Below are 12,394 nucleotides of genomic sequence, written 5' to 3' on the forward strand. Positions count from 1 at the left end.
TGACTTCTATCGCGGGGCGGTGAGGAATCTTGTCGCCGCCTCGCGGAACTCCTTCGCGGTTGTCGCGTTGAAGTGGCTGCGCCCGGCGATCTCGAGGAACTCGGCGTCGGGTGCGGCCTCAGCGAGCCGGCGCGAGTCGTCGAGCAGCGGGTCCTCGCCGCCTGTGGCGAGCAGGAGCGGCTGGGTGGGCGTGTCCGTGATCCACGCCTGCGGGCCACCACGCAGCCCTTCGACGAGGGAGACGAGCGCCTCCAGGTCGTTGCCGGGCAGTGTCTCGGCCATGGCCACGAAGGTTGCCGTCAGCTTGTCGTCGATGGCCACGCCAGAGCGGATGTGTTCGCGCGCCTCCTCCAGCCGGAAGCGGCTGAGCGGGTCGCCGGCGGGCATGCCGCCCAGCACGGCGCGATCGAAGCGGTGCGGATGCTCGATGGCCGCTCGCCAGCTGACGCGCGCGCCGAGCGAGTAGCCGAGCAGCGACGCGGTGTCGAGCATGTACGTGTCGGCGACGGCCAGGACGTCATCGACGAGGTGGTCCATCGTGTAGTTGGACGGGTCGTGCGGTTTGTCGCTGCCGCCGTGGCCACGCTGGTCGATGGCGATGACCCGGAGCCCGGCGCGGGTGAGATCGCGGATCCAGCCGGTGACACTCCAGTTGGCGAGTGCACTGGAGGCGAAGCCGTGCACGGCGAGCACGACGGCGCCGTCGGGGTCGCCGAAGTCGAAGGTGGTGATCTTGGTGCCGTCGCGCGAGATGACGGCGGAGGGCGCAGGGGTCGGGGGCCGCAGCGTCATCGGGGGTTCCTCCTGTCGATCTCCATGGTGACGATCGCGCCGACCGCGGCAAAGGCGAAGCATACGAGGCCCACCCAGGCCGACGCCATCGAGGGGTCGCGGATGATGACCGTCACGAACAGGAACACGAGCACCAGTGAGATGACGGCGACGACGAGCGCGCCAATCCGGCGGCCGTAGCTGCGGCGGGGAGGTGTGGGGGGCATGCTTCCATTGTGCCTGCTCTGGGCGGGTGGGAATATGCTGTGGGGCCATGCGTGTTGCGATATATGCGAACACATGTAACTTGAGGGAAGGTGCCCCATGGCGCAGCAGGTAGAGCTCGGACTCGACACATTCGGTGACGTGATGGTGGGTCTCGACGGCGAACGTATCAGCCACGCCCAGAGCATCCGCAACATCGTCGAGCAGGCGGTGCTCGCCGACGAGCTCGGCATCGACTTCATCGGTGTGGGGGAGCACCACCGCGACGACTTCGCCGTCTCCGCGCCCGAGGTGGTGCTGGCCGGCATTGCGAGCCGCACCTCGCGCATCCGCCTCGGCTCGGCCGTGACGGTGCTCAGCTCGGATGATCCGGTGCGCGTGTTCGAGCGGTTCTCCACGGTGGATGCGCTCTCCAACGGTCGCGCGGAGGTCATCCTCGGCCGCGGCTCCTTCACGGAGTCGTTCCCGCTGTTCGGCTTCGACATGGCCGACTACCAGCAGCTCTTCGAGGATAAGATCGACCTGTTCGCGGAGATCCTGAAGAACGAGCCGGTCACCTGGACGGGCAAGTTGCGCGCCGGGCTCACCGAGCAGAGCGTCTTCCCGCCGATCGAGAACGGCACGCTGAAGACCTGGGTCGGGGTCGGCGGCAGCCCCGAGTCTGTCGTGCGCGCGGCGCGTTACGGCATGCCGCTCATGCTCGCCATCATCGGCGGCGACCCGCTGCGTTTCGCGCCCTACGCGGAGCTGTACAAGCGGGCCCTCGCGCAGTTCGAGCTGCCGGAGCTGCCCATCGGTGCGCACTCGCCCGGGCATGTGGCTGCGACGGACGAGCAGGCGCTCGAGGAGCTGTACCCGCACTTCAAGGTGAACCGCGACCGCATCGGGGCCGAGCGTGGCTGGCCTCCCGTGACCCGCGCGGAGTTCGAGCACGAGGCGAGGGATGGCGCCCTCTTCGCGGGGTCGCCGAAGACCGTCGCCGACAAGATCGTGCGTGCCGTGCGCGGGCTCGGCCTCTCCCGTTTCGATCTGAAGTACTCGAACGGCACCATGCCGCACGAGCAGCTGATGTCATCCATTGGGCTGTACGGCCGCGAGGTCGTACCGATGGTGCGGGAGCAGCTCGCCGCCGAGTGAGATCCGCTGTGGGGTGAGGGGTCGCGCTCTGGCGCGACCGTCTCGAAGCCGTGTTGCCACGGCGTGTTTCCTCTGGTGGTTTCGGGTTTGGGGGCGTAGCGTCGCCGTCGTCGGGGCTTCGGGCCTTGTGCGTTTCTGTTCCTGTTTCTGTTCGAAGGAGTGATCATGTTCAGTTCGACGACTGCGGTGCCATCGTTCTCGGTGGATGATCTGGATGCCGCGAAGTCCTTCTATGGCGAGACTCTCGGGCTGAAGGTCGAGCTGACGGAGATGGGCACGTTGACGCTGCATTTCGGGGGTGGTGGTGAGGGTTTCGTCTACCCGAAGCCGGATCACGTGCCGGCGACGTTCACTGTGCTGAATTTTGTGGTCGACGATGTGGAGGCGGCCGTGGATGATCTGAATGCGCGCGGCGTGACGACGAAGATCTACGGTGATGACGTTTCGGGGATGCAGACCGACGAGAAGGGCATCGTGCGCGGTGATGACGGCGCGGGCTTCATTGCCTGGTTCCGTGACCCGGCGGGCAACGTGCTGGCGGTGCTCAGCGCGAGTTGAGGTGCTCTGGGCACCATCGGTCTGCCGCGTGGCGTTCTGCATTCAGTTGAGGGCGTGCCCATGTGTGGCACGGTACCGCGCGTCACAGTGTCGCCGCCATGGTGGCGCGGGTGCGACCGAGCGGGCGCCACAGTTGTGCGGGGTCGAGCCAGGGTGGTGCGAGTAGACGGGGTTTGCCGCGGATCATCTTCATGGTGAATTCGGATGCGTGCAGCATGTGGTGGTGCGCCGGGCACAGCAGGGCGCCGTTGTCGATGTCGGTGCGGCCGCCGTTCTCCCATTCGGTGACGTGGTGGGCGTGGCACCAGCCTGGCGGCGCGGAGCATTGCGGCCACACGCATCCGCCGTCGCGTACGGCGAGTGCGCGCCGTTGGGCAGGGCTGAAGAGACGCTGTGTGCGGCCGAGGTGGAGCACTTCGCCGTTGTCGCCCAGGAGGATGGGTGTCACTCCGCCTTCGCAGGCGAGTTTGCGCACTGCGTGTGCGGGGATGGGTTCGTCGTGGTCGTCGATCCAGCCGACGCCGCGGCCGGCGCGCAGTTCGGCGAGTGTGATGACGGCCATGACGGTCGCGGTGGGGCGGAGGCTGCCGATCTGACCGGTCTCAGCGTGGGCGTTCGCGTTGCGTAGGGCGGCGGTGAGCATGCCGGTGAGGATGTCGTGTCGCCGCTGGTCGGGCGTGCGGGGGTCGCGCACGCTCTCGATGATCTCGCCGTCACGGGTCACGCTGCTTGTCGTACCGGCACGCGCGTCGGTCTCATCCATGAATCGGGGTGTCGCGCCGGGCGCGAGACTCTCGACGAATGCGGTTCGAAACAGCGACGCGAGTGTCGGGTCGGCGACACCGGTGAATGGGGTCACGCCGTCGCGCTCTCGCCCCAACCGGAAGGCTCTGCGCCGGCGCACGGCCTCATCGCGAGGCTCGGCGCCGTCGGGGTCGAGGGCTTCGCGCCACACCCGCGCGTGGACGGCGACGATCTCCGCCGGTTCGGCGCGGGCCGTGTCGACGAGGGCGCGCTCGGCGGCGTCGATGCTGCCACCAGCGGCGGTCGCGGCTGCCTGGCTGAGGCATGTGATGATCATGCGCGCGGCATCCGTGCCCACTGTTCCTGCGATCATCGCGTCGGCAAGCAGTGGGAAGCGCGCCGGCAGCGCCTCGCCTGACAGCGCAACATCAGGTCGGATGGCGGCACCCAGTCGGGCTCGTCGCGCAGCCTCCGCAGGGGAGATGCGCGTCAGCTGCTCGAGCAGGTGAGCGCCACGCGTGTGTCCGTGTCGCTGCGCCAGACCCGCGTTGCCGGCCTCGTACGCCGACCGGGCGTCGATCTCGGAAGCCCCGCGGGTGCGCAGCGTATCGACGAGCCGCCCAGCCTGCTCGATCGCACCGACCGTCTGGCACAGGCTTTCGTCATCCAGCCTCGAGACATCCGCGCGCGCAAGCTCGACGAGCAGGCCGATGGCCTGCTCGAGGGTGGCGCGGATGCTTTCCATGCCTTCACCCTGCCAGTAGCCACTGACATTTTTACCTGATCAGAGAAGGATTTCTGTGGAATCTCGCGCCCCAGTTTCGGGGGCTGTTGAGGAGAGGATGAGTTGCATCGCGCGACAATCAGCACAGGGCTGATAACGACCGATTATAAGCATTCAACTTATCTCTAAGCGCGGCACGCAGTCACCCCACCGGCGCGATGAACTCCTCTTCGACACCCCAGTCGTAGTAGCGGTTCAGCGTGACGGTGGATATGCCCAGCGCGGAGGACACGGCCTCCTGCTGCAGCGTGGTGTAGCTGTTGTCGATCCAGAGCGACAGCGCCGAGATGTGCACCCCCATGAAGTCGAACGGTTCCGCATCGAGCCGCCAGGCGTTCTTGGAGTTGCCGTCCGGGCGGTCGATCTCCTCCTCGTCGATGATCTTCCAGGAGGTCGCCGTTTCGAGCATGGCGACTGCCACTCGCGGGTCGTTGAATGCGCGGAAGGCGGAGGTGATCGTGTACGCCATCATCGCTCTGGGGTTGCTGGAGTCCTTCTCCGCGCGCACCCAGCCGATCTGGTCTTGAAACCACATCTCGTCACCGCTGATGAACAGCCGGTTGTCGTCGAGGGTCACGACCCGTGCCGCGTAGGGCTCGTAGCGAAAGATGGTGAGCCCGTTTCCGTCGTCGGTCTCGACGGTCATCTTGCCGTGATTGTGGGCGACAGCTGTCGCGATCACGCAGCTCGCGACGATACTGCCGGCGACATCCTCATCCTCGTCCAGGATGAACCCCTCACACTCGGGCAGGTCTTCGAAGTCGACGCCCTCGCCGAGCGCGGGAGCCTCACCTGACTCGGCACCACTGCCCGAGGAACCGGCGGGGCCCGAAGCGCCCAGGCCTGGTGCGGCGGTGCAGCCGAGCAGGGAGAGGGCGAGAAGAAGCGGGAGACAGGTGAGAGCTTTTCGAGAAGACATCGTCGGCAAGCCTAACGGGGCACCACCCCGGGGGGTCAAGCGCCGAGTTGGAGCAGCACTGCGACGGCGAGCACGAGCGCCCAGCTGGCGAAGCTGCCCACGAGGAAGTACTCGGCCTTCGACCCGCCGGCGTCATCCTTCGAGATCTCAGGGAAGCGGATGATGCCCTTCGCCGCGATGACGGCGCCGATGGCCGTGAACTGGCCGGCAAGGGCGAGAGCGAGGATGAACAGACGCTCCAGCGGTCCGATCATGCGCCCGCCCTTGAGGGGCGCGAGCTCGGCGTCGGCGACGGGCGCGGGTGTGGCGGATGCGCCGACCTGCGCCCGCCCGAGAAGCCACCGTCTGCGGCGAGCCGCCGGGGCGGCCGCGGGAGCCGCATCCACAACCGCCTGCTTCTTCTCGGAGGGCAGCACGATCCGCACGATCACGTTGGCCGTCTCGAACAGCACCAGCACCCCGCCGAGGCCCAGCGCGAAGGTGTCGAAGGTGACCGTGCCGGGCAGCGCGTACGGCAGCGCCTCGTACCAGCTGACGAGGGTGCTGTCTGGCGTGGCATCGACCCGCAGGAATGCCCAGGCGGCGGCGACCGTGGCGGCGAGCAGCGCCAGCGGCCAATAGCCGACATGCGGCTTTGCGCGGTAGTCGGTGAGCGCCTGCCAGGCGACGAGCGCGGCGGCGAGGGCGAGCATCCAGCCCCAGGTGATTCCCGTGCCGAGCGTGCCGAGAACGGCGACGGCGAGACCCAGGATGCCGCCGGTGACGATTCCGCGCGGGCCACGGAATCGTTCCCGCGCGAGGTCGGCGACGCCGATGGTGGCGAGCAGCAGTGCGATCACGATCATGAGCGACCTCCGAGCAGTAGGGTTTCGCCGGCGAGCAGCGCCAGGGCGCCGCTGCGGCGGATGTTCTGCGAGACGGCCGACTGGCTTATGCCTTCCGCTTTGGCGAGCTCCGACTGGGTGGTGCCGAGCAGCTGCCCGAGAAGCAGCCTACGTTCCCGCGGCTTCATGGCGCTCACGAGGTGGTCGCGGGTGAGCAGGTAGGCGTTGACGGCGTCAGCGGATGCTGTCCCCGCGCGGTCTTCTCCGTCGCGATACCAGGTGCGCACGAAGGGAAGTCGCGAGTATTCGCGCTCGCGCGCCTCGTCGATCGCTTCGCGCGCCGACCACCAGGCGGTGCCGTCCTGGATGGGGCCGGCGAGGCCTTCGCCGACGGTGCGCAGTCGGCCGCTGCCGATTCCGAAGCGACATTCGACGCCATCGGGGAGCTGCAGTCGGGCGAGGAGGGTGGCACGCAGGGCGGTGGGCAGGTCGCGGTACGCGGCCTGGAACTCGTCGCCGATGGTGGGGGCGAGCGGCTGGGTCGCCTCGGCGAGCGCGTTGACCCGCGCGAAGGCTTCGGCGATGTCGCGTTGCAGGGCTTCGCGATCGGCGTGCTCCCGTGACTTGGCGACGTCGACGATGACGGCGACGGCATCCACATTTTCGCTCATGCCATAAGCCTAACGCTTATTTACTCAAAAGATAAGCTCTGCGCTAATTGTTGCTTGGCTTCTGATCGGCGACACTCCCGCGAAGCCGCAGCCGCCGCACCTGCCCATCCTCCTGCAGCTCGACGATGCCGCCGCGCGACTTGATGAAGTCGGTGAAGTTCTTGTAGCCGAGCGCCGACTCCTGGAACGACGGGTCCATGCGCAGCATCTGGTTCTTCACGCCCGAACTGCTCAGCCACTCCGCATCGTCCTTCGCGTGGCCGAGCCTGAGCGCACGGGTGAGGAGCGCGGATGCCGCCTGCTGGGCGGCCTGCTTGGAGCGCTTGCTGGGGGCCGAGTCCACGCGCTCGGTGTTCTTCGTGGCTGCTGCACGCCGCCCGACCTTCTGCTCGCCCTCCGGTGCGGTCTCGCTGTCGTCTCCTGTCGCATCCGGTGCCGCATCATCACTGATGCCGGGCAGGGCGTCGTAGTCGGCGAACTCGTCGCAGGCGCTGGCGAGGAACTTGCTGGTGGAGCCGGCCACACCGATGCCGACGACGTAGCGGTTGAGGCGTTTGCAGCGCTGCGCGAGCGAGATGTAGTCGGAGTCTCCGGCGACGATGACCACATGGGTGAGGTCGGGCAGCCGGAAGAGGTCTTCTACGACATCGACGGCGAGCCGGATGTCTGCCCCGTTCTTCATGGATTTCACGGCCGGGAACATCTGCACCAGGTCGACGGCGCGTTCCATCAGCTGGTCGCGGTAGCTCGCGTTGATCTCGATGGACCAGTCAGCGTAGGCGCGGCTGATGACGATCGAGCCGAACGACGACGCGTAGTCGAGCACGGCACCGATGTCGACGGTGGCCTTCTCGAGCCGCGTCGCCAACTCCTTGTCGCCGCGGGCCGATTCGCTCGTGATCGCGCGAACATGCTCCTTGAGGAAGTGCCCCCGACCGTGCACCTGGTCGTAGCGGCTGATGACGATGTTGTCGAAGTCGATGTAGACGGCGACACGCCCCTCGCTTGCTTCAGCCATACGGATGCCCTTCTCTTTCCGGTCGGTCTGCATGCCCCCTTTCTGGGGCACAGCAGCGGATGCCAGCATACGGGCCACCGCTGACAGGGCGCATCGCCATGGCCACTCGCGGCAGGGTGCGTGGCACCCCATTCGGCCGTGCCACAGCGTCGCCGCAGCCTTGGAGTTCGCCGGATGTTCGCCATCCGGCAGCCTGTTCTGCCTAGGGTCGAGGCATGGCGAACATGGTGGAGAACATTGCAGACAAGGTGACGTCGTCACTCGGCGCGAAGGTCAACTACGGGGAGAAGGTCATGCTCGAGCAGGGCGAGACGATGCCCGTCTCGTTGATCTGGTTCGGCTTCGGCGGCGGCTCCGCGGACGGTGACAGCGTACCGCCGGGTGATTCGGGCAGCGGGGGCGGTGGTGGTGGCGCGAGCGTGCCGCTCGGCGTCTACGTGGGGTCGACGCTCGGCGCCCGCTTCGTGCCGAACGTTATCGCGCTCATGGTCGTGTCGATCCCGCTCGTCTACTGCGGTGGCAAGGCGCTGTCGGCCGTCATCAGGGCGCTCAAGAAATAAGCCGCACGACTGTCGTCGGATCATGCAGCAGCGAGTTCACTTCCTGACGTTCTCGACACCGGATCTGGATGCGGCGCGCGCCTTCTACCGCGAAGGCCTGGGCTGGCATCCGCTGGTCGACGTGGCGGGTGAGGTCATCTTCTTTCAGGTCGCCCCCGGCACGGTTCTCGGCCTGTTCGATGCCGAGAAGTTCGCGCAGGATGCGGGGATGCCTTCTCCGGCGCCGGTCGCCGGGGTCACGCTGTCGCACAACGTGGACAGCGCCGAGGAGGTCTCCGTTGCCATCGACCGCCTTGCATCCCTCGGTGCCGAGCTTCTCAAGCCTGCTCAGGTCGGAGCCTTCGGCGGCATCTTCCACGGGCTCGTACGCGACCCGAACGGCATCGTGTGGGAGGTCGCCCACAACCCCGGCTGGTCGATCGGCGACGACGGAGGGGTGACGTTCGGTTGACCCTCTCAGAATCGGTTGGCCGGCGAGGGGGCGAAGGTCGTGCTCACCGATCTCAACGCGGAACTCGGCCAGAAGGTAGCCGACAGCATCGGCGGCGACGTGCTCTTCGTCAAGCACGATGTGACAAGCCCCGAGTCGTGGGCTGAGGTCGTGGCGGCGACGGAGGAGAAGTTCGGGTCCGCAGACATCCTGGTCAACAACGCGGGCTACGCCGGCCCAGAGGCGAAGGCCGCCGACTTCAAGGGCGAGGACTACCTTCGCACCATCGCGATCGACCAGCATGGCGTCTTCTACGGCATGCGCGCGGTCATCCCGGGCATGCTCGAGAAGGGCAAGGGTTCGATCATCAACATCTCGTCGACGGCCGGGTTCCAGCACAAGCCGGGCACGCCGAACCTCGCCTACACGAGCGCCAAGTTCGCTGTTCGGGGGATGACCAAGGCGGTCGCATCCGAATACGGGGCCCAGGGCATCCGAGCGAACTCGATCCACCCGGGCGGAATCCTCACCGCAATGCTCATCGACACGGTGCCGGAGGAGCTGCGCACCCAGATCGCGAACGACAGCATCCCCGCCGCTCGTTTCGGGGAGCCGGATGAGGTGTCGAGCGCGGTCGTGTTCCTCGCTTCAGACGACTCGTCCTATGTCAACGGAACTGAGCTGGTTGTCGACGGCGGGCAGCTCGCCATCTGACCATCAGCGCGATGAGTTGCCTCGAAGTGCTCTTCACGACCCATGCGAAGAACGCTTAGGGGCAACTCACCTGCGGGGCACCACTACAGGAACCCCGAGAGACGCCCGTGCAGCGCGGTGCTGCGTTCATCGAGCCCGATGAAGGTGACGGATGCCCCGTGCTCGGCATACTTCGCCTGCACAGAGTCGAGAACCGCCACCGTGGAGGCATCCCAGATCTGGGCGGCACTGAAGTCGACGACGACCTGGCCCGGGTCTTCGCCGTAGGAGAACTGCTCGACGAGGTCGTTGCTGCTGCCGAAGAACAGCGGGCCCGTCACGGTGTAGTGCGCGCGGGTGTCGGTCGCGGTACGAGTCACCCGCACGACGTGGGCGACCCGTCGCGCGAACAGCACCATGGCGAGCACGGCGCCCGCAGCGACACCGATCGCGAGGTTGTTGGTGGCGACGACGGTGCCCACGGTCGTGAGCATGACGAGCGTCTCGGGCAGAGGCATCCGGCGCAGTGTTGAAGGGTGCACGCTGTGCCAGTTGACGGTCTTGATCGCGACGACCATCATCACGGCGGCGAGGGCGACCATGGGGATGAGCTCCATGATCTCGCTGAGCACGGTCACGAGAAGCAGCAGGAAGACCCCGGCGACGAACGTCGACACGCGGGTGCGGGCACGGCCGAGCTTCACGTTGACGACGGTCTGGCCGATCATCGCGCATCCGGCGATGCCGCCCCAGAGGCCCGCCATGATGTTCGCGACGCCGAGCGCCCACGATTCGCGGCCCTTGTGCGAGCGGGTGTCTGTCATGTCATCGACGAGCTTCGCCGTGAGCAGGGTCTCCATGAGGCCGACGAAGGCGACACTGAGAGCGGTCGGCCAGATGATGCCGAGGGTTTCGAGGTTCAGCGGCACCAGCAGGGGTGTGATGCCCGGCAGCCCGCCCCCGATCGCTCCCTGATCGGCGACCGTCGGCACTGTGAGGTGGGCGACCACGGTGATCGCCGTGACGACCACGATCGCGACGAGCGGGGCCGGCACGACGGTGGTGAAGCGCGGCAGCACGAGCACGATGAGCACGGTCAGGGCGAACAGCGGGTAGACGAGCCACGGCACGCCCAGCAGGTGCGGCACCTGGGCGACGAAGATCAGGATGCCGAGGGCGTTGACGAAGCCGATCATCACCGAGCGGGGGATGAAGCGCATGATGCGGGCCATGCCGGTCACCCCGAACAGCACCTGCACGAGCCCCGCGACGATCACCGTCGGCAGCAGGTACTCGACGCCGTGATCCCTCACGAGGGGCGCCACGACGAGTGCGACGGCGCCGGCGGCTGCGGTGATCATCGCGGGCCGGCCGCCCAGGAACGACATGGAGATCGCGAGCACCACGGATGCGACGAGGCTGACCCGTGGGTCGACCCCGGCGATGATCGAGAAGGAGATCACCTCCGGGATGAGCGCGAGCGTCGTGACGATGCCGGCGAGCACCTCGGTGCTGAGGGCGCGGGGGTTGCGTAGGACGGCGAGAACGGTCACTCGCACAACCCTATTGCCGCCAAAGTTCTACGGCCGCAGCAGCACTTTCGTTGCGCGGCGCTCGTCCATGGCCGCGTATGCTTCGGCGACGTCGCTGAGGGGCAACTGCAGGTCGAACACGCGGCCCGGGTTGATCGCGCCCGAGAGCACCTCGGGCAGCAGCTCCTCGACGTAGCCGCGCACGGATGCGACGCCGCCGTTGACGCCGACGTTCGTGTTGAACAGCCGGCGCACGGGCAGCTCGGGCCCGCCGTTGGGAACGCCGACGTAGCCGACCATCCCGCCGGGCCGCGCGGAGCGGATCGCCTGATCCATCGACTCCTTCGTGCCGACGCATTCGAGCACGAAGTCGGGCCCGATGCCGTCGAAGAGCTCCTTGATGCGCTCGACGCCCTCATCGCCGCGCTCCTCCACGATGTCGGTCGCGCCGAACTCGCGGGCGATGGCCTGGCGGTCGGCATGCCGCGACATGGCGACGATTCTGGATGCTCCGAGCCGTTTCGAGGCGAGCACCGCACACAGGCCCACGGCTCCGTCACCGACGACCGCGACCGTGCTGCCGGCGGTGACCCCGGCGGAGACGGCCGCATGGTGCCCGGTTCCCATGACATCGGCGAGGGTGAGCAGGCTCGGAACGAGCGAGTCGTCGGGCATGCCCGGCGTGGCGACGAGGGTGCCGTCGGCCAGCGGAACCCTCACCTTCTCGCCCTGCGCGCCGTCGACGAAGTCGCCGTTGCGGTCATCCGCACCCCACCATCCGCCGTGCAGGCAGCTGGTGCTGACCCCGTTGCGGCAGTTGGCGCACGTGTTGTCGCAGAAGTAGAACGGCGCGATGACGAAGTCGCCCACGGAGAGGGTGCTCACCTCGTCACCGAGCTGCTCGACGACGCCGACGAACTCGTGCCCGATGCGGCGCGGCTCGTGGGTGGGAGTGACACCGCGGTACGGCCACAGGTCGGAGCCGCAGACGCAGGCTGCGACGACCCGCACGATCGCATCTGTTGCGGCCAGCAGCCGTGGTTCCGGGACCTCTTCGAGGCGAACATCCCGTTCGCCGTGGATGACAGTAGCGCGCATGCATGAAGTCTACGGATGCGGGGGCCCGCTCAGCGAACGAAGCTGCGCGAGAGCGTACGATGGTCGAAGAACCGGGAGGAGGCTCATGATGACGATGCTGAAGCAGCGGCTGATCATGATGCTGACCCTGTCGTTCCTGGTGGTGGCTGCCGCGCAGTCTGAGCAGTCGGCGCTCATCGCGACCGCTGTTGCCGCTGTCGCATTTGCGGCGATTCTGGCCGCCCGCCACGCCACCCTCGCGGCTGTAGGCATCCATGAGCTCACGGTCGGTGGGCGTGCCCGCGAGCACAGGAACGTGCTCAGCTCCATGCCGTCTCCGCAGCATCCTGACACGGCGGGTCGCCCCCGCTCGCGCGCCCCGGCGCGGCCGTCCTCGGCCGCGTAGCGTTCGCCTCAGTTGACACCCCTCAGCGGGTGCCTTCGGTGACGG

15 protein-coding genes are annotated in these 12,394 nt (G+C 67.4%); 6 read left to right on the top strand and 9 right to left on the bottom strand.

Features of this window, described 5'->3' with window-relative positions:
• Positions 1-6: 6 nt before the first annotated feature.
• Together FB562_RS03545 and FB562_RS03550 are read right to left on the bottom strand one after the other, a co-directional pair.
• On the bottom strand, positions 7-792 hold the full coding sequence (locus tag FB562_RS03545) for an alpha/beta fold hydrolase (protein WP_141879883.1): 786 nt from the start codon (positions 790-792) through the stop codon (positions 7-9).
• Positions 789-998 (bottom strand): hypothetical protein, encoded by a 210-nt coding sequence (locus FB562_RS03550; protein ID WP_141879884.1) that lies wholly within the window; start codon positions 996-998, stop codon positions 789-791. Before FB562_RS03550 ends, FB562_RS03545 begins: the two co-directional genes overlap by 4 nt.
• Before the next feature lie 97 nt (positions 999-1,095).
• Here FB562_RS03550 and FB562_RS03555 point away from each other — a divergent pair, with 97 nt between their 5' ends.
• Positions 1,096-2,133, top strand: coding sequence for an LLM class flavin-dependent oxidoreductase (locus FB562_RS03555; protein ID WP_141879885.1), 1,038 nt, complete (start codon positions 1,096-1,098; stop codon positions 2,131-2,133).
• Between the two features lie 165 nt (positions 2,134-2,298).
• Entirely contained in the window at positions 2,299-2,691 is a 393-nt protein-coding gene (locus FB562_RS03560) for a VOC family protein (RefSeq protein WP_141879886.1), read from the top strand.
• An 82-nt stretch (positions 2,692-2,773) separates the two neighbouring features.
• Here the strand turns inward: FB562_RS03560 and FB562_RS03565 are convergent, their stop codons facing one another.
• The 5 genes from FB562_RS03565 to FB562_RS03585 all read right to left on the bottom strand — a co-directional run bounded on the left by FB562_RS03565 (position 2,774) and on the right by FB562_RS03585 (position 7,684).
• Positions 2,774-4,180 carry an HNH endonuclease signature motif containing protein gene (locus FB562_RS03565; RefSeq protein ID WP_141879887.1) on the bottom strand — a complete coding sequence of 469 codons (1,407 nt, stop codon included), beginning with the start codon at positions 4,178-4,180 and terminating at the stop codon, positions 2,774-2,776.
• A gap of 181 nt (positions 4,181-4,361) precedes the next feature.
• The gene (locus tag FB562_RS03570) at positions 4,362-5,138 is read right to left on the bottom strand and encodes a hypothetical protein (protein ID WP_141879888.1); all 777 of its coding nucleotides are present in this window, start codon (positions 5,136-5,138) and stop codon (positions 4,362-4,364) included.
• A 35-nt stretch (positions 5,139-5,173) separates the two neighbouring features.
• Positions 5,174-5,983: a hypothetical protein gene (locus tag FB562_RS03575; RefSeq protein ID WP_141879889.1), complete on the bottom strand. Its 810-nt coding sequence runs from the start codon at positions 5,981-5,983 to the stop codon at positions 5,174-5,176.
• Positions 5,980-6,633, bottom strand: coding sequence for a SatD family protein (locus FB562_RS03580; RefSeq protein WP_141879890.1), 654 nt, complete (start codon positions 6,631-6,633; stop codon positions 5,980-5,982). Before FB562_RS03580 ends, FB562_RS03575 begins: the two co-directional genes overlap by 4 nt.
• Before the next feature lie 43 nt (positions 6,634-6,676).
• Positions 6,677-7,684 carry an NYN domain-containing protein gene (locus FB562_RS03585; protein ID WP_246081328.1) on the bottom strand — a complete coding sequence of 336 codons (1,008 nt, stop codon included), beginning with the start codon at positions 7,682-7,684 and terminating at the stop codon, positions 6,677-6,679.
• A gap of 182 nt (positions 7,685-7,866) precedes the next feature.
• Here FB562_RS03585 and FB562_RS03590 point away from each other — a divergent pair, with 182 nt between their 5' ends.
• The 3 genes from FB562_RS03590 to FB562_RS03600 are packed head-to-tail and all read left to right on the top strand — an operon-like array spanning position 7,867 to position 9,355.
• Positions 7,867-8,211 carry a hypothetical protein gene (locus tag FB562_RS03590; protein ID WP_141879891.1) on the top strand — a complete coding sequence of 115 codons (345 nt, stop codon included), beginning with the start codon at positions 7,867-7,869 and terminating at the stop codon, positions 8,209-8,211.
• Between the two features lie 22 nt (positions 8,212-8,233).
• The gene (locus FB562_RS03595) at positions 8,234-8,662 is read left to right on the top strand and encodes a VOC family protein (protein WP_141879892.1); all 429 of its coding nucleotides are present in this window, start codon (positions 8,234-8,236) and stop codon (positions 8,660-8,662) included.
• 15 nt (positions 8,663-8,677) lie between these two features.
• Positions 8,678-9,355 carry an SDR family NAD(P)-dependent oxidoreductase gene (locus tag FB562_RS03600; RefSeq protein ID WP_141879893.1) on the top strand — a complete coding sequence of 226 codons (678 nt, stop codon included), beginning with the start codon at positions 8,678-8,680 and terminating at the stop codon, positions 9,353-9,355.
• 83 nt (positions 9,356-9,438) lie between these two features.
• Here FB562_RS03600 and FB562_RS03605 read toward each other — a convergent pair whose 3' ends face one another.
• Positions 9,439-10,887 carry a SulP family inorganic anion transporter gene (locus FB562_RS03605; RefSeq protein ID WP_246081329.1) on the bottom strand — a complete coding sequence of 483 codons (1,449 nt, stop codon included), beginning with the start codon at positions 10,885-10,887 and terminating at the stop codon, positions 9,439-9,441.
• Positions 10,888-10,914: 27 nt separating this feature from the next.
• Positions 10,915-11,964: a zinc-dependent alcohol dehydrogenase family protein gene (locus FB562_RS03610; protein WP_141879895.1), complete on the bottom strand. Its 1,050-nt coding sequence runs from the start codon at positions 11,962-11,964 to the stop codon at positions 10,915-10,917.
• Between the two features lie 88 nt (positions 11,965-12,052).
• On the opposite strand from FB562_RS03610, the gene FB562_RS03615 reads away from it, so the two are divergent.
• On the top strand, positions 12,053-12,349 hold the full coding sequence (locus FB562_RS03615) for a DUF6412 domain-containing protein (protein WP_141879896.1): 297 nt from the start codon (positions 12,053-12,055) through the stop codon (positions 12,347-12,349).
• The last annotated feature ends 45 nt before the right edge of the window (positions 12,350-12,394 follow it).

Origin of the sequence: Homoserinimonas aerilata, assembly GCF_006716125.1 — a bacterium.
GTDB lineage: Bacteria > Actinomycetota > Actinomycetes > Actinomycetales > Microbacteriaceae > Homoserinimonas > Homoserinimonas aerilata.